Annotated in this window: 17 protein-coding genes and 1 tRNA gene; 6 read left to right on the plus strand and 12 right to left on the minus strand. The window is 64.8% G+C overall.

The window, feature by feature from the left end; genetic code table 11:
- The 4 genes from K9B33_RS07055 to recR all read right to left on the minus strand — a co-directional run bounded on the left by K9B33_RS07055 (position 1) and on the right by recR (position 2586).
- On the minus strand, positions 1 to 459 hold the full coding sequence (locus tag K9B33_RS07055) for a GtrA family protein (RefSeq protein WP_224547699.1): 459 nt from the start codon (positions 457 to 459) through the stop codon (positions 1 to 3).
- Between the two features lie 2 nt (positions 460 to 461).
- On the minus strand, positions 462 to 1136 hold the full coding sequence (locus K9B33_RS07060; protein ID WP_224547700.1) for a ferritin-like domain-containing protein: 675 nt from the start codon (positions 1134 to 1136) through the stop codon (positions 462 to 464).
- 93 nt (positions 1137 to 1229) lie between these two features.
- Entirely contained in the window at positions 1230 to 1760 is a 531-nt protein-coding gene (gene def / locus K9B33_RS07065; protein WP_224547701.1) for a peptide deformylase, read from the minus strand.
- Between the two features lie 229 nt (positions 1761 to 1989).
- Positions 1990 to 2586: a recombination mediator RecR gene (recR, locus tag K9B33_RS07070; protein WP_224547702.1), complete on the minus strand. Its 597-nt coding sequence runs from the start codon at positions 2584 to 2586 to the stop codon at positions 1990 to 1992.
- A 53-nt stretch (positions 2587 to 2639) separates the two neighbouring features.
- Here recR and fmt point away from each other — a divergent pair, with 53 nt between their 5' ends.
- Both fmt and truA read left to right on the plus strand, forming a co-directional pair.
- Entirely contained in the window at positions 2640 to 3548 is a 909-nt protein-coding gene (fmt, locus tag K9B33_RS07075) for a methionyl-tRNA formyltransferase (RefSeq protein WP_224547703.1), read from the plus strand.
- 72 nt (positions 3549 to 3620) lie between these two features.
- Positions 3621 to 4376 carry a tRNA pseudouridine(38-40) synthase TruA gene (truA, locus tag K9B33_RS07080; RefSeq protein ID WP_224547704.1) on the plus strand — a complete coding sequence of 252 codons (756 nt, stop codon included), beginning with the start codon at positions 3621 to 3623 and terminating at the stop codon, positions 4374 to 4376.
- Here the strand turns inward: truA and K9B33_RS07085 are convergent.
- Positions 4369 to 5352 carry a GGDEF domain-containing protein gene (locus K9B33_RS07085; protein WP_224547705.1) on the minus strand — a complete coding sequence of 328 codons (984 nt, stop codon included), beginning with the start codon at positions 5350 to 5352 and terminating at the stop codon, positions 4369 to 4371. The two genes, truA and K9B33_RS07085, sit on opposite strands and share 8 nt — an antisense overlap.
- Positions 5353 to 5412: 60 nt before the next feature.
- On the minus strand, positions 5413 to 6132 hold the full coding sequence (locus K9B33_RS07090; protein ID WP_224547706.1) for a queuosine precursor transporter: 720 nt from the start codon (positions 6130 to 6132) through the stop codon (positions 5413 to 5415).
- Between the two features lie 112 nt (positions 6133 to 6244).
- On the opposite strand from K9B33_RS07090, the gene K9B33_RS07095 reads away from it, so the two are divergent.
- Positions 6245 to 6321, plus strand: a tRNA-Arg gene (locus tag K9B33_RS07095).
- Between the two features lie 99 nt (positions 6322 to 6420).
- On the opposite strand, the gene K9B33_RS07100 is transcribed toward K9B33_RS07095, so the two are convergent.
- Together K9B33_RS07100 and fsa are read right to left on the minus strand one after the other, a co-directional pair.
- A complete protein-coding gene (locus K9B33_RS07100; protein WP_224547707.1) occupies positions 6421 to 6762 on the minus strand; it encodes an antibiotic biosynthesis monooxygenase family protein in 342 nt (113 codons plus the stop codon).
- A 67-nt stretch (positions 6763 to 6829) separates the two neighbouring features.
- Positions 6830 to 7483, minus strand: a complete 654-nt coding sequence (fsa, locus tag K9B33_RS07105) for a fructose-6-phosphate aldolase (RefSeq protein ID WP_224547708.1) — start codon at positions 7481 to 7483, stop codon at positions 6830 to 6832.
- Positions 7484 to 7614: 131 nt separating this feature from the next.
- Here fsa and K9B33_RS07110 point away from each other — a divergent pair, with 131 nt between their 5' ends.
- Together K9B33_RS07110 and K9B33_RS07115 are read left to right on the plus strand one after the other, a co-directional pair.
- The gene (locus tag K9B33_RS07110) at positions 7615 to 8268 is read left to right on the plus strand and encodes a DUF2490 domain-containing protein (RefSeq protein ID WP_224547710.1); all 654 of its coding nucleotides are present in this window, start codon (positions 7615 to 7617) and stop codon (positions 8266 to 8268) included.
- A 38-nt stretch (positions 8269 to 8306) separates the two neighbouring features.
- Positions 8307 to 10478, plus strand: a complete 2172-nt coding sequence (locus K9B33_RS07115) for a primosomal protein N' (protein ID WP_224547712.1) — start codon at positions 8307 to 8309, stop codon at positions 10476 to 10478.
- A gap of 3 nt (positions 10479 to 10481) precedes the next feature.
- Here K9B33_RS07115 and K9B33_RS07120 read toward each other — a convergent pair whose 3' ends face one another.
- From K9B33_RS07120 to K9B33_RS07130, 3 genes are read right to left on the minus strand one after another with little or no spacing between them, the layout of a single operon-like run.
- On the minus strand, positions 10482 to 10973 hold the full coding sequence (locus tag K9B33_RS07120; protein ID WP_318011090.1) for an OmpA family protein: 492 nt from the start codon (positions 10971 to 10973) through the stop codon (positions 10482 to 10484).
- A gap of 16 nt (positions 10974 to 10989) precedes the next feature.
- Complete coding sequence (locus K9B33_RS07125) at positions 10990 to 12216, minus strand: diguanylate cyclase domain-containing protein (protein WP_224547714.1); 1227 nt, start codon at positions 12214 to 12216, stop codon at positions 10990 to 10992.
- A 3-nt stretch (positions 12217 to 12219) separates the two neighbouring features.
- On the minus strand, positions 12220 to 12684 hold the full coding sequence (locus K9B33_RS07130) for a YfiR family protein (protein WP_224547717.1): 465 nt from the start codon (positions 12682 to 12684) through the stop codon (positions 12220 to 12222).
- Between the two features lie 226 nt (positions 12685 to 12910).
- On the opposite strand from K9B33_RS07130, the gene K9B33_RS07135 reads away from it, so the two are divergent.
- Positions 12911 to 13114: a DUF1289 domain-containing protein gene (locus K9B33_RS07135; protein WP_224547779.1), complete on the plus strand. Its 204-nt coding sequence runs from the start codon at positions 12911 to 12913 to the stop codon at positions 13112 to 13114.
- On the opposite strand, the gene K9B33_RS07140 is transcribed toward K9B33_RS07135, so the two are convergent.
- The gene (locus K9B33_RS07140) at positions 13035 to 14552 is read right to left on the minus strand and encodes a hypothetical protein (RefSeq protein WP_224547719.1); all 1518 of its coding nucleotides are present in this window, start codon (positions 14550 to 14552) and stop codon (positions 13035 to 13037) included. The genes K9B33_RS07135 and K9B33_RS07140 overlap by 80 nt on opposite strands.
- Positions 14553 to 14591: the final 39 nt, after the last annotated feature.

Consider the following 14591-nt stretch of genomic DNA (forward strand, 5'->3'; position numbering starts at 1 on the left):
TCAGACCTGCCTGAAGTTCAGGAGCGCATTCAGCAGAAACACGACCAGGCCCGCGAACAGCGAAACGACGGCGCGGGTCACAAGATAATTCACCGACGTCAGATGCAGGAACAGCGCATAGAGGCCCATGGTGATGAGGAGGCCGACAGCGGAATTCGCCAGGAACAGCACATAGCCGGCGCCGACGCCTCTGTCCGTTCCGCGGAAAATCCAGCTCCGCCCGAGGATATAATGCAGGCTGTTGGCGATGATGAAACCGATGCCCGCAGCCATAACCTTGCCGACGCCGAGGTTCACCAGACCCCACAATATACCCAGGCCGATCACGAAAACCGAACAACTGACAACCGTGTTGCGAAACAACATCGCCCCGGCGCGCAGGGAAAATACCCGACTCATGATGCCCGCACTGAACGATTGTACCGGCAACAGGCTGTTACCATCCGCTTCGGCGTCCAAACTCATTCTGCGGCCGATGCCCCATACAGGCCTTCATCCGCTTCGTCGGGCCAATCGTCGCGGGCCCTGGCCCAGGGGTTGAGAAACAGAAAGGGCAGCTTCAGGAAGAGAAGTTCGGCATGTACGACGCCATCTACAATATGTTCCCACCATGTCGGATTGCGTTGCGCATGGGCATCGAGCCAATCCTCATAGGGTGCCCAATGGCTGGGTTCGTCCTTGCGAATGATGCTGAAGATGCGCGTCAGAATCGGGTCCGACAGGATGATCCGGTTGGTGAGTAGGGTTTCCACCTGCACATATCCCCGCCGTTCGGTAAGCGCGATGACCCGGCACAGGCGCGCGAACAGCCTGTCGCTTTCGACGACATCCTGTGTCTTGAGCCGGGCGATAGACGTGCCGAACATGATTTCGACGAAGCGGTCGATGTGGCCAAATGTCGATCCCACGGCAAAGGGCATGATGCCGCGCCGTTCGAACCAGCGGCGGAACATGAGATAATGTTTCCGCTCATCCGCCCGATGCGCCTTGAGCCGCGCGATGAGGACGGCATCGTCGGGAGAGCGCTTCACGACCGATTCGATCACCCGATCGATCGCGGTATAGCCGCGATGTTCGTTATAGATATAGATGCTGCCCAGCACATCGAGATAACGTCGTTCGAACCAAGCGCGCATAGATTTCTCCGGCCCTGACCGAGTCAGGACGCCCCTGGCTACAACAATAATATGCGCTGCGATATTCGGTTCTACATCGCGATGCAAAATGCCTCAGGCCGCGCGGCGGGCCTTGTTCAGTTTCTTGAGCAGCATGTCTCGTTTCAGGCGCGACAGATGATCGATGAACAGCACCCCTTCCAGATGGTCCAGCTCATGCTGCAGGCAGGTGGCCAGCAGGCCTTCGAGCTGCTCCTCATGAATGCGACCGTCGCGGTCCATCCAACTGGCGCGGATCACCGCGGGGCGCTCCACCTCGGCATATTGATCGGGGACCGACAGGCAGCCCTCCTGATAAACGGACAATTCTTCCGAACCCTTGAGAATCTCCGGGTTGATGAAGACCATCGGCTTCTTGACCGGCTTGGCGTCTTCTTCGTCGGATTCGGGTTCCTGCAGATCGATCACCAGCACCCGCTTGGGGACGCCGACCTGGATCGCGGCCAGACCGATGCCCGGCGCGTCGTACATCGTTTCGAACATGTCGTCGATCAGCCGTTGCAGATCGTCGTCGATCGCATCGACGGGGGTCGAAATCGTGCGCAGGCGCGGGTCGGGCGCCTCAAGGATCGGTAGGATTGCCATATGTCGAACATAGATGGAACGGCGCGATATTTCAAGCCAGCGGGCGGATAGAGACGCGCCTTCGACCGCGACGCAGGGTAAGCGCCCGGATGGGACTTAACTTCGCACATTTCCCGCCCATCTTGAAATATCCGATCAAGAATAGGACATTAAACCATAAATCACGTCGTGGCCGCGCTTGCCTGCATAAAGCAAAATGCACATGTAGGACATAAAGTCCTTGCTCACCCTAGCCCACCGGCCGTCGCGCCCGCAGCGCCTGGGCCAGCGTGCCTTCGTCCAGATAATCCAGCTCGCCGCCGACCGGCACGCCATGGGCGAGCTGGGTCAGGCGGATGGGGAAGCGCTCCAGCCGTTCGGCCAGATAATGGGCGGTGGTCTGTCCCTCCAGCGTCGCGTTCATCGCCAGCACCACCTCGTCCACGCCGCCCGGCTCCAGCCGTGCGACCAGCGCATCGATGGTCAGGTCTTCGGGTCGCACCCCCTCCAGCGCGGACAACCGCCCGCCCAGCACATGGAAGCGCCCGGGGAAGAGGCGCGACTTGTCGAGCGCCCACAGGTCCGCGACATCCTCCACCACGCACAGTGCGCGAGCGTCGCGCCGCGGATCGGCGCAGATGCCGCAGGGATCGACCGTATCGACATTGCCGCAGATGTGGCAGTTGACCAGCCGTTCGTTCACCGCCTCCAGCGCGCGCAGCAGCGGCTCCATCGCGCCCTCCCGCTTTTTCAGCAGGTGCAGCACGGCCCGCCGGGCCGAACGGGGGCCAAGGCCAGGCAGGCGGGACAGCGCCTGGGTCAGCGTCTCGATTTCAGGTGAAGCCATATCATGAGATAAGGGGTTGCAACCGGGAGAGACAAGGGGTTTGAGCATCCGCTATGCGTATCATCTATATGGGCACCCCCGATTTCGCCGTTCCGGCGCTCGACGCGCTGGCGAAGGCGGGTCATGCCATCGTCGCGGTCTACAGCCAGCCGCCCCGCCCCGCCGGCCGCGGCAAGGCGTTGCGCCCCTCCCCCGTCCACGCCCGCGCCGAGGAGATGGGGATAGAGGTCCGCACGCCCGCGTCGCTGAAGGACGGCGCCGTGCAGGCCGCCTTCGCCGCCCTGAACGCCGATGTCGCGGTGGTCGCGGCCTATGGCCTTATTCTTCCGCGCGCCGTGCTGGACGCGCCGCGCCATGGCTGCATGAACATCCACGCCTCGCTGCTGCCGCGCTGGCGCGGCGCGGCGCCGATCCAGCGGGCGATCCTGTCGGGCGACAATGTCACCGGCGTGACGATCATGGACATGGAGGCGGGCCTGGACACCGGACCGATGCGCGCCAAACATGTGACGCCGGTCGAGGACAAGACCGCAGGCCTGCTGACCGCCGAACTGGCGCAGGCGGGCGCGGAACTGATGGTCGAGGTGCTGGACGACATTGCGCAGCATCCCCCCATGCCCCAGCCGGAAGAGGGCGTCACCTATGCGTCGAAGATCGACAAGGCGGAGGCGCGGATCGATTTCAGCCGCGCCGCGCACCAGGTCGAACGACAGGTGCGCGCCTTCAACCCCTTCCCCGGCGCCTTTTTCGAATATCGCGGCGAACGCTTCCGCATTCTCGCCACCCATGTCGAGCATCATGCCGGAATGCCGGGAGATTTGCTGGACGACAGCCTGCTGATCGGCTGCGGCCATGACTCGATCCGCCCGACGCTGATCCAGCGCGCGGGCAAGGCGGCGATGTCGCCCGGCGAATTGTTGCGCGGATACGATATGCCGGCGGGGAGCCGGGTGGATGGATAAGGGGAACGCCGTTCGGTTCGGGCGTGTCGGGAACCGTTTCTCGACTTCGCTCGAAACGAACGGAGGCGGGATATGACCCGGTTCGCCTTCACCGTCGAATTTGACGGCCGCCCCTTCATGGGCTGGCAGCGCCAGGCCCATGGCCCCAGCGTGCAGCAGACCATCGAGGACGCGATCTTCGCCGTGACGGGCGAGCGCGCCGTGATCCATGCCGCCGGTCGCACCGATGCGGGCGTCCACGGCCTGGCCATGCGCGCCCATGCGGAGATCGACAAGGTCATCGCGCCCTTTCGGCTGATGGAGGCGATCAACGCCAGGGTGCGGCCCCATCCGGTCGCCATCCTGGCGTGCCAGCCGGTCGCCGACGACTGGCATGCGCGCTTTTCCTGTATCGGTCGGTCCTATGTCTATCGGATCGCCAACCGCCGTGCGCCGCTGACCTTCGAGCAAGGACTGGCGTGGCGGGTGATCCAGCCGCTCGATGTGCCGGCGATGCAGGATGCAGCGCAGATACTGGTGGGGCGGCACGACTTCACCACATTCCGGTCGGCCCATTGCCAGGCGCAAAGCCCGGTCAAGTCGCTCGACCGGCTGGATGTCGAACGCGACGGCGACCGGATCGCGATCCACGCGGCGGCGCGCTCCTTCCTTCATCACCAGGTGCGATCGATGGTCGGGTGCCTGGCGATGGTCGGCATGGGGCGATGGAGTGCAGGGGATCTGCGCGCCGCACTGGAGGCCAGGGATCGGGCGGCGCTGGGCCTCAACGCCCCGCCGGACGGACTATATTTCGTGCAGGCGACCTATCCCGCCGCGGCCGTCAGATGAAGGCGGCGGTGCAGACCTGATTCTTGCCGGCGCGCTTGGCCGCACGCATCGCGTCGTCGGCGCAGGCAATCAGCCGGTCGAGATCGGCCGGATCGGGTGTGTCGACGGTGACGAGGCCGAAGCTGCCGCTGACGCCCATGCCATAGGATGCAAGCGCCTGCCGTGCGTCCTCGCCAAAGGCCTCTACCGCCTGCGCGTCCCGATCCGCCAGCAGGACCAGAAATTCGTCGCCACCGATCCGCGCGACGACATCGCCCGCGTCGGCCTGCGCCTTCAGCAACTGGGCGATATCGGTCAGGCAGCCGTCGCCCGCGGCATGGCCCTGACCGTCGTTCAACTGCTTGAACCCGTCGAGGTCCAGGAACAGCAAGCTGGTGCTCAGCCGGGCGTGCGCCGCATGGGCCAGCACATCCTTGGCCCGGCACGCGAACCCCCGGCGATTGAGGAGGCCGGTCAGCGGATCATGCATCGCCTCGAAACTGGCCTGCCGCAGGTCCGACATATCCTCTATCACCGCCACATAGAGTTCGGGGCGATCATCATCGTCACGCACCATCGCGACCGTCAGGTTGATCCAGATGATCGTTCCATCGGCACGGATATAGCGTTTTTCCATCGCGTAACGCGGCAATTCGCCGGCGTTGAGCCGCGCCAGCAGCGCCTCGTCCGCATGGAGATCGTCCGGATGGGTGATCTGCTGGAATCCGGTGCGGATCAGCGTTTCCGCGTCATAGCCGCTGATTTCGCAGAAACGCGGATTGACGAGCAGGAAAGCGCCGTCCAGCCCCACATGGGCGATGCCGACCGGCGCATGGAGAAAGGTCGCCTCGAACCGGCGCTGCTCCAGTGCGAGAGCAGCGGCGATCTGCCCGTCCACCCCCACGACCTGAGCCGGCGCCGAAGGAGCCGGCACCGACGTGGAAAAAGATTTGCCTGAAAATGTTCCCGTGAACTGTCGGTGCGACTGCCTGCTCATCGTCCGCTCTTGCACGGAAAATGGTAAACAGGTGATTACGCCGCCGCGCAGTCGTAAAATTCAGAGGCGGGTGCGGAAGGGCGTGAAGTCGGTGCCGCTGTCATAGACGTCCAGCCCCTCGCGCCGCTTGAGGCCGTTGACCACCATATAGGTGACGGGCGTGAGTACCGCTTCCCAGCCGACCTTCATCGCCCAGTTGGTGACCATCACCGTCAGCACCTGCGCATTGCTCCAGTCGCCCCAGAAAGCCAGCGGGTAGAAGAGCAGGCTGTCCACACCTTGCCCGATGACGGTGGAGCCGATGGTCCGCATCCACAAATGCCGACCCTGCGTCAGCAGCTTCATCCGGGCAAGGACGAAGCTGTTGGCCAGTTCACCCGCCCAGAAGGCCACGAGCGAAGCGAAGACGATGCGCCACGTACTGCCAAACACCGCCTCATAGGCTTTCTGGTCGGGCCAGCCATCCGCGGGCGGCAGCGCGACGACCACCCAGCTCATCAACGCCATGAACAGCATCGCGCCGAACCCCGCCCAGACGCAGCGGCGGGCGCGGGCATAGCCATAGACCTCCGTCAGCACGTCGCCGATAACATAACCCAGCGGGAAAAAGAGGATGCCGGCGCCGAAGGTGAAGCCGCCCAGCGTCGAGAGCTTGGCCGCGCCGATCAGATTGGAAAGAAGCAGGATGGCAACGAACGCCGCCATGAAAAAGTCGTAATAGCGCAGCGGCCGCGCGCCCAGCGCCGCTGCATCGACCTTGTGAACCGCCCCATTGTCCATGCGATACTGCATATCGCGTGGTTGGATGATTGCAAGTCGGCCGGGCAAGCCCTCCTGTTGCAAGCCGCCCTGTTGCAAGCTGCATTCCCGCCCGCTATCGCGGCATCCGCATGGCCCCGTAGCTCAGTTGGATAGAGCATTCGCCTTCTAAGCGAATGGTCGCTGGTTCGAATCCAGCCGGGGTCGCCATATTCAGCGGTAGAACATCATGAATAGCAGGCCGAATATGGTGAGCAGCAGGGCAAACCAAAAGAAACCAAAATCGGGCTTGTCTGGATCGCGCATCGGCTAGTCTACCTGTTCGGCGTCGACGCGGCGCACCAGCCGGTCGTCAACGACTGTCATCGTGAAAATCGGATCGGCGTCCGCAGGCACCTCGGCGATGGCATCGACGAAGGCGGCCCGCGTCGCGGGATCGTCGTAGATCATCTTCTGCTCGAATGCCGTCCGCCAGGTCGTCTCGTCAGGCCATTCGGCATAGCCGACGAAACGACCGTCGGCGTCGCGATGCAGCCGGGAACCATAGCTGCCATATTTTTCCCGGATCAGGTCGGTGCCGCGCCGCCAGGCTGCGCAGAACTGATCCTCCTTGCCGGGATGGACCCGCCACCAATAGACCGCGACGAACATCGCCCATCTCCTTTACCCAAGGAGAATGAATGGGCCGGGCGCAGGTTCCTGCCCCCGGCCGGACAAGTCAGAGGATGGTCTGCCCGGTCTTGGCCCAGTCGGCGGCGAAGCCTTCGAGACCCTTGTCGGTCAGCACATGCTTGGACAGCATCTTGATGACGGCGGGCGGCGCGGTCATCACGTCCGCGCCGATACGGGCGGCTTCCAGCACATGGATGGGGTGGCGAACCGACGCGACCAGAATTTCGGTGTCGAAGCCGTAATTGTCGTAGATCAGGCGGATATCCTGGATCAGCGCCATGCCGTCGAAACCATTATCGTCATGGCGGCCGACGAAGGGCGAGATGAAGCTTGCGCCGGCCTTTGCCGCCAGCAGTGCCTGGTTGGCCGAGAAGCAGAGCGTGACATTGACCAGCACGCCATCGTCGGTCAGCGCCTTGCAGGTCTTGAGGCCATCTATCGTCAGCGGCACCTTGATGCAGACATTGTCGGCGATCTTCCGCAACACGGCGGCTTCCTTCATCATCGTCTCATGGTCGAGCGCGACGACTTCGGCCGACACCGGGCCGTCGACGATACCGCAGATTTCCTCGACCACTTCCAGGAACTTGCGGCCCGATTTATGGATCAGCGACGGGTTGGTGGTGACGCCATCCAGCAGGCCGGTGGCGGCCAGTTCACGGATTTCGGCGGTGTCGGCAGTGTCGACGAAGAATTTCATGGGGGGACTCCGGGGATAGGGCGAATCGCGCTCCTTTAGCGGCTGGCGACCGGATTCACCATGCCGGCGGCATGAATTGCATCGCCTGCCGGGCGCGACTAAGGCCGACGCACCTTTCCAAAGGACCAAGCATGAAACGCGCCGCCCGTTTGCTGACGATTCCCCTGGGCGTGCTGGGCGCTTCGCCTGCGGGAGCGGCGACGGAAGAAACACAGGCATGGAGCACCGAACAGGCGATCCTTCATGCGGGCGAGTCGAACATCATCACCATCGATTCGAGCCAGCGCCTGCGGTCTGACGGCAAGAGCGGCGGCGAACAGTTTCTCGCCCGTGTCGTCATCGACCACAGGATCACCCCCGCGCTCCAACTGGGCGGCGGCATCGCCTATCTGCGCAGCGAGGTGGACCAGGAAATGCGCCTGTTCCAGCAGGCGACGCTGGCCAGCGGCATCTGGACGAGCCGAACCCGGATCGAGCAGCGTTTCTTCGACAATGCCGACCATGCGAGCTGGCGACTGCGCCAGAGGGTGCAGATGGCGGCGCCGATCGACCGGGCGAAGCGATGGACGGTGATCGCAGCGACCGAAATCTTCTTCCACCTCAACCGCGCACGGCCGAACGACCAGATCGGACTGGCGACGATGCGCAACCAGGTCGGCCTGCGCCATCCGATCGCCAGGACCGTGGACGCGCAACTGCTCTATATGCGCCAGCAGAATTTTCGCGACGGACGGCCCGATACGGTCGCCCATATTCCCTGGCTGACGCTGAGCTGGCGGCTCTGACGATTTGCCTGGCGCGCCCGGCGCGCTAAGGACGGTCCATGTCTTCGCGCGCCCGTGTCCTCATTCTCAACGCCGCCCTGGGGCCGCTCGACTATCGCGTGCCGCACGGCATGACGGTGCAGCCCGGCAGCATCGTCGTCGCGCCGCTGGGGCCGCGCCAACTGGTCGGCGTAGTGTGGGAAGAGGAAAGCTTCCCCGATGTCGAGACCGTAGGCGACAATCGACTGCGCAACCTGGTCGAGGTGGTGGACGCCCCGCCCTTGCCCGAACCGCTACGCCGGCTGATCGAATGGACGGCGGACTATTATCTCGCCCCGCCTGCCGCGGTGCTGCGCATGGCGCTCTCCTCCATGGCTGCGCTGGAAGGGGCGCGGACGTTGATCGAGTATCGCGCCACCGGGGCTGCGCCCGACCGGATGACCGAACAGCGCGCGCAGGCTCTGGAACGGATCGGCGAGCGGCAGGGGCTGATCCGCGAACTGGCGATGATCGGCGGGGTGAGCGACGCGGTGATCCGCGGCCTCATCAAGCAGGACATATTCGAAGCGGTGGAGGTGAGCGTCGACACGCCCTTCCCCATGCCCGATCCCGGCCATGCGCAACCCATATTGTCGGAGGCGCAGACCAGCGCCGCGACGACCATGGCGGACGCGGTACGGGCGCATGACTTCGCGCCCTTCCTGCTCGACGGCGTCACCGGATCGGGCAAGACGGAGGTCTATTTCGAGGCGATAGCCGCCGCGATCCGGGCCGACCGGCAGGTGCTGGTGCTGCTGCCCGAGATCGCGCTGACCGAACCCTTTCTGGAACGGTTCGAGAAGCGGTTCGGCACGGTGCCGGTCAACTGGCATAGCGGCCTGCGCCAGAGCGAGCGGCGGCGGGCGTGGCGCGCCATCGCGACGGGCCAAGCGCAGGTGGTGGTAGGCGCACGGTCCGCGCTGTTCCTGCCCTATCCCAATCTCGGCCTGATCGTCGTGGACGAAGCGCATGAGGCCAGCTTCAAGCAGGAAGACGGCGTCCATTATCATGCCCGCGACGTCGCGGTGATGCGCGGATTGATCGAGAAATTTCCGGTCGTCCTGGCATCGGCCACCCCGGCGATCGAGACGCGGCATCAGGTCGAACTGGGCCGTTATGCGGAGATCAAGCTGCCATCGCGCTATGGCGGGGCGGAGATGCCCACGATCGAGGGGATCAACCTGCTGACAGACCCGCCCGAGCGCGGCCGCTGGATCGCGCCGCCTCTGGTCAAGGCGATCGACGAGGTGATGGCGAAGGGCGAGCAGAGCCTGCTCTTCCTCAACCGGCGCGGCTATGCGCCGCTGACCTTGTGCCGCCACTGCGGCTATCGGTTCCAGTGCCCCAATTGCACCGCCTGGATGGTCGAGCATCGGCTGACGCACCGGCTCGCCTGCCATCATTGCGGCCACGTCGTCCCCGCCCCGCGACGCTGCCCGGAATGCAAGGAGGAGGACAGCCTGGTCGCCTGCGGCCCCGGCGTCGAGCGCATCGCCGACGAGGTGAAGGCGCTGTGGCCGCAGGCGCGCACCGCCATCGCAACGTCCGATACGCTGAGTTCCCCTGCCCGCGCCGCAGATTTCGTGAAGTCGGTGGAGGCAGGCGACATCGACATCATCGTCGGCACGCAATTGGTCACCAAGGGCTATCATTTCCCCAACCTGACGCTGGTCGGTGTCATCGACGCGGATTTGGGGCTGGAAGGCGGCGACCTGCGGGCGGCCGAGCGCACCTTCCAGCAGATCGTGCAGGTGGCCGGCCGCGCCGGACGCGGCGAGAAGCCGGGGAAGGTGTTCATCCAGACGCGGATGCCGACCAGCGAGGTCATCGAATCGCTGATCGAGGGGGATACCGAGCGCTTCTACGCGGTCGAGACGGAGAACAGGCGGCGCGCCAACGCCCCGCCCTTCGGCCGCTTCGCCGCGATCATCATTTCCAGCGAGAATGCCGACGAGGCGGCGCAGACCGCACGGCTGATCGGCAAGTCGGCGCCGGTGATCGAAGGGATGCGCGTCTATGGTCCTGCGCCAGCGCCACTGTCTGTGCTACGCGGCCGCCATCGTCATCGCCTGCTGATCCACGCGACGCGCGCAGTGGACATTCAGGCGGCGATCCGCGAATGGCTGGGCAATCTGGCCTGGAAATCGGGCACCAGAGTAGCGGTGGACGTCGATCCCTACAGCTTCATGTAACGCTCAGCCCGCATCGGCGGGCGAAACGATGATGACCACGCGGCGATTCTCCCGCCGCCCGCTGGCCGACCGATTGCTTTGCACAGATATGCGCGCGCCCATGCCGGCAACCCGCATCGCCGGCCGCGCCATGCCGCCGCCGACCAGCGCATCGGCCACCGCCTGCGCCCGCCGCAGCGACAGCGCATCATTATAGCTGGCCGATCCCGTCGAATCGGTATGCCCCTCCACCCGCGCCCCGCGAATGCCGACCCCGGCCAGTACAGCCGACAGGCGCCCGATCGCCACCTTCTGGTCCGGGATCAGCGTGCTTTCCTCCGTAGCGAAGAGCAGCCGGTCGGCCATGCCGAACTGCCAGTCGTCGCCCGACGGTTCGAAGCCCTGCTGCTGGAGCGCGGCCACCTGTTGCGGGGTGAAAGCGGCCGTTCGCGGCGGCTGCACCGTCTGGCAGGCGGCCAGCAGAAGCAGCGAGAGGAAAAGCAGATGGTGGCGCATTCTGGTCCCTATGATGTCAGCGATCGCGATGGATGGCGCGACCCGCCTTGGCCGCATACATGGCTGCATCCGCATGGCGCAGCAGGTCGCGCGCGTCGGCGCTGTCCTCCGGATAGCAGGCGCTGCCGATGCTGAGCGACGCATCGACGCGTTCGCCATTGGGCAGCATGATCGGCTGGGCCATGCCATCGGCGATGCGCGCCTTGATCGCGGCCAGTTGATCCGCCGACAGGCCCGGCGCCAGGATCAGCGCGAATTCGTCGCCGCCCAGGCGAAAGGCTTCGTCTTCGGGACGCAGCACGGCGCGCAGCCGGGCGGCGATGACGATCAGCAGCGCGTCACCGGCGTCATGGCCATGGGTGTCGTTGACCTGCTTGAAGCGGTTGACGTCGATATAGAGGATGGCGAAGGATCGCGCCTGCGCATCGGACTGCGCCACCGCGGCAGGCAGCAGCTGTTCGAACATCGCACGGTTGCCAAGCCCCGTCAGCACATCGCGGGTCGCTTGCCGCTCCAGCATCCGGTTGTGCGTGACGACACCCTTGTGCCAGTCATGAAGCTCGTCCAGCAACGCATTGAAATCGCGGCCGAGCTGATCGACTTCCTGAATGTCGGATGTCGGCACGCGACGGTCGAACTGGCGGTCGGCGCGAACGGCATGGGCGACGTCCGCGATCCGGCCCAGCGGCTCGGTCACGTCGCGCTGCAACCGGCGCGACAAGGTCCAGGTCGCTATCAATGTGAGAACGAGGCAGGCGAGCGCGGTCGCCAGCCCCGACAGGATGAACCGACCCAGGCCGTCCGCGCCGCCATAAATCTGCACCTGCGCGATCACGGCCGGGCCGCGCCGGATATCGGCCAGCGCCGGCGAAGGCGCAATCAGATCGGCGATGCCGCGCTCGACCGTCGCCATCGCCCCTTCCGCAGGCCGGCGCCATTCCACCAGCGTGCGGCCGCGCGTATCGCGCACGGCGACATGATGGACGCTTTCCGACGCCGCCACCGCCACGATGCCGCGTTGTGCCGCATCCCTATCCTCGAACACCAGCGCAGGTTCGACCGTATAGGCCACGGTGCGGGCGATGAGGGCGAGGTTGCGGTCGGCATAGCCGCGGATGACCAGCACGCCCGTGACCATCAGGGTGATGGCGGCCGTCAGCACCGCGACGAAGATCAGGCGCATATGCCCGCGCGCCAGCACCTGACGCAAAGTCGGCATGGCGGATCGGTTCGAGGCTCTCATGGTTCAGTAGCCTCCTTTCGACAGGCGCAGGACACGCGGGTCGATGCGCACGGCAGATCGCGACACGGCGTCGATGCTGAGCTGGAAGGACAGGGATTGCGGCGTGTAGAGCAGGCAGAACATCGCGCCGCTGCGGCAGGTCGGGTCATCCTCCGCGATCGTCACCACCGGCTGGCCGCCCGCGCCCGCGATCAGTCGACGCATCGCCGCCCCGTTCATCGGGCCTATATAGAGGGCATCGCAGCGATCGGACGCTCCTTCCTGCGCCTCGTCCAGGCTGGACGCTGCGACGCGTGCGCCATTCGACAGAATGATGTCGCCCATCCGCCCGGCGTGACGCGGCGCCCCTGTCAGGCAGAGCCGCACCATCGTCCGGGGAGCGGGCCAGCGCGTATAGTCGAGGATCGCCCCGACCATGCGTGCAGTGCTATCCGCCACGGCATCGGGACCGGGGCCGAGGGGCATCATGACGGGCTGAATCGCGGGTGCCGACAAAAGGGCAGTCGGTGTCAGCAGCAGCAACAAGAACAACAAACACCGCAAGCCCGACTACACCCCCATGCCCGAAGGCTTGCCGCCATTTATAGTTAATCAGATGTAAAAAGCAGCAAAAATCGTTTTACCTGCGATCATGAGACGCCTTGTTACTGCGACCTTGCTGGCCGAAACCCGGATTGCAGGATAGATCGCCATGATGGACAGTCCGTGCCGCAACCTCTGCGCACTCGATCGCAACCGCGCAGCCTGCACGGGTTGCGGCCGAACAATCGATGAAATCGTCCACTGGCGCAGCATGACCGACGCCGCGCGCGCCGCCGTCATGAAGCGGGTGAAGGACTTTCAGCCGCCGGACCGGCCTTCTCCCTTTCCGCCGCCTGGGCGTCAAATTCGGCCTTGAGCCTGAGTGCGGAGTCACGCATTTCCGATCCATGCGGCGAATAGGCGATCGGATCGAGCAGGATCGACGCGCTCTTGTAATCGCCTCGCGCGGCAACCGCATGGACCAACGCGAAGCGATAATCCGAGCTTTGCGGGAGCAGGGTGAACGCCTTGTAAAGGCCGTCATAGCCCAGGTCCGGCATCTTGCCGCCCCGCATCGCATGATAACGGTAGAAGAGCGACAGCGGCACCGGGTCTTCGGTGTCGGCCCGATTGGCACGCACGATCGAGGTCAGTGCGGCCTTCCAGTCTTCCGCCCTGTCACTGTCATGCGCGCGCTCCAACAACACCCGCGCACGCGCGGCATAGCCGCGTGCCGACTGGGGGTCGAGGGCAATCGCCCGGTCGGCGTCGGCCAGCGCCGCGTCCGCCTGCCCGGCTGTCCATTCCGCCTCGGCCAGCAACGCAGCAGCATAGGGGCTGGCGGGATATTTGGCGGCAATGGCGCGGATCGAGGCGGCCAGCTTGGGCGCGTCCTCCTTGCCCGGATCGCCCATGAGTTCCAATTCCTCCCCGATCAGCGCCGCTTGCGCCGGATCGACCGGGCTGACCAGGATTTCGCCGATGGTCAGTTCCTTCGGGGTCAGGCGCGAAGCCGACAGGCTGTGGCGCATATAGGCCTTCAAGTCCTTTTCCAGCCCCGCCAGCCCGCCGGCGAAATAGCTGTCCGGCTGCATGTCCTTCACCCCCTCGGCCAAGTCGTGGAGATAGCGCGTGATCTCTTCGCGCCGATCCGCCTTGTAGCGATAATAATGGGTCAGCAGCCAGGCCGTCCCATAATAACGATCGCCGTCGCGCAGGCTGAGTCCATTGGCGTCGCGGGCAAAGAGGTTCTTCACCGGATAGGGCGACCCCAGCACCAGGCCGGGCGCCCGCGCCAGGGGTACATGGCCGAACTCGATCGACCCGTCCTTCGGGAATTTCACGACCGAGAAGAATTCGGCGAAACCTTCCACATACCAGGCCGGATAGGCGGCCGGGAAATGATGCAGCATGAAATGATGGGTATATTCGTGGAACAGGATTTCCTCCGCCCCGAAATCGAACTGGCTGGTCTTGGCGCCGCGCGACAGCACGGCATAGGCGGTGCGATCGGAAGTGGTATAGAAGCCGCCGATATTGGGATTGCCCGCCAGCGCTCGCACCTTGTCCTCGCTGGACAGGAGATAGACCTTGACCGGGCTGCCGCGTTCCGGGTCGGTGACCTGCGTGATCGCCCGCAGGAGAAAATCGAACTTCTCCAGTCGTTCGGCAAAATCCCGCAGCTTGTCGTCGCTGCCTTCGCGATACACCGTAAAATGCCGGGTCTGCGCCTGCCACCAGGCCGCCTGCGCCGTCTCCATGCTGCCCAACGCCAGCGCCAACCCGGCCAGCGCCTTCATCCAGATTCGCATCATTCCCATCCGTCCCCCAAGGCCTCATCCCAAGGTGGCGGA

This window comes from Sphingobium sp. 3R8 (assembly GCF_020166615.1).
Classification (GTDB): domain Bacteria; phylum Pseudomonadota; class Alphaproteobacteria; order Sphingomonadales; family Sphingomonadaceae; genus Sphingobium; species Sphingobium bisphenolicum.